Raw genomic sequence first — 1,145 nt, 5'->3', positions numbered from 1 at the left:
AAAAGTGCTCGGCTGGAGGACACCTGCGGAGGTGTTCGAGGAGCAGCTACAGTTCTTGAATCAGGCCGGTGTTGCGACGACCGGTTGAGTCCGTCTTGCGCTCCGCGGTCGGAGTGAACCACCACCTCGAGGACATCGGTCCCGCCGCGCAAGGCCAGCGCGTTCTTCAGGGCCTTGACTGCGAGGTCGGCGGTCATCCGGGCGTCGATGGAGTAGCCGACGATGCGGTTGGAGCAGGCGTCCTTGATCGCGCAGAGGTACAGCTTGCCCTCGGCAGTGGGATGCTCGGTGATATCGGTCAGCCAGAGAGAGTTCGGCTTCTCGGCGGTAAATCTCCGTCGCACCAGGTCGTCGTGGACGGGCGGTCCCGGCCGGCGCCCAGCGCCACGCTTACGGGCGTGGGCGGAGAACAGCTTTTGCAAACTGCACAGGCGCTGGACGCGGTTGCGCGAGGCTGGCACGCCCTGCTGTTCGAGCTCGTCGGCGATGAAGCGGTAGCCGAACTCGGGATCGTCGTGGTGAATGTCTACCGCGGCATTGATGAGGTGAGCGTCGTTCCAGTCCCGGTCGGTGACCGGGCGGGCACGCCACTTGTAGTAGGCCTGCTTGGAAAAGCCCAGCACCCGGCAGGTCACCGCGACGGGGATCCCGTCCTCGGCGAGGTCACGGACCAGCGGGTAGATCATTTTGGGAGCACGTCACGGGCGAAGTACGCCGTCGCCCGGCGCAGGATCTCGTTCTCCTGCTCCAGCAGCTTGTTGCGTTTGCGCAGCTCTCGCAGCTCGGCGTCGGACTCCGCCGTGGTCCCATCAGAGGAGGTGGGAGCGGTCAGGCCCTCCTCGCGGTCGGCGATCCTCAGCCATCGCCCCAGACACGATTCGGAGATGCCGAAGCTGCGGGCGATCTGGGCCCGGGTCTGCCCACCTTGGCGGGCCACAGCGATCACGTCGCGGCGAAACTCGTCGGGGTAGCGCTTGTGCACGGTGGTCATCCTTCCAGCGAGGACCATGATCCTCACAGGTCGGAGTCAACCAAAGCGGGGGCAGACCCTGAAGCGTCACGGCTTCTCTGCCGTCTTCATGTGGGACACGACTCCGGGATGGAGTCGTTGAGGTAAGCGTAGTGGGCGGCCTCAGCCTCGACCG

Annotated in this window: 1 pseudogene; it reads right to left on the bottom strand. The window is 65.4% G+C overall.

Going from position 1 to position 1,145, the window contains the following annotated elements:
- Window positions 1-95: 95 nt before the first annotated feature.
- A pseudogene (locus CLV37_RS28725) lies at window positions 96-982 on the bottom strand (IS3 family transposase); the annotation flags it as partial.
- Window positions 983-1,145: the final 163 nt, after the last annotated feature.

This window comes from Kineococcus rhizosphaerae (assembly GCF_003002055.1).
Classification (GTDB): Bacteria; Actinomycetota; Actinomycetes; order Actinomycetales; family Kineococcaceae; genus Kineococcus; species Kineococcus rhizosphaerae.
This window is presented reverse-complemented; position numbering and strand designations above follow the sequence as displayed.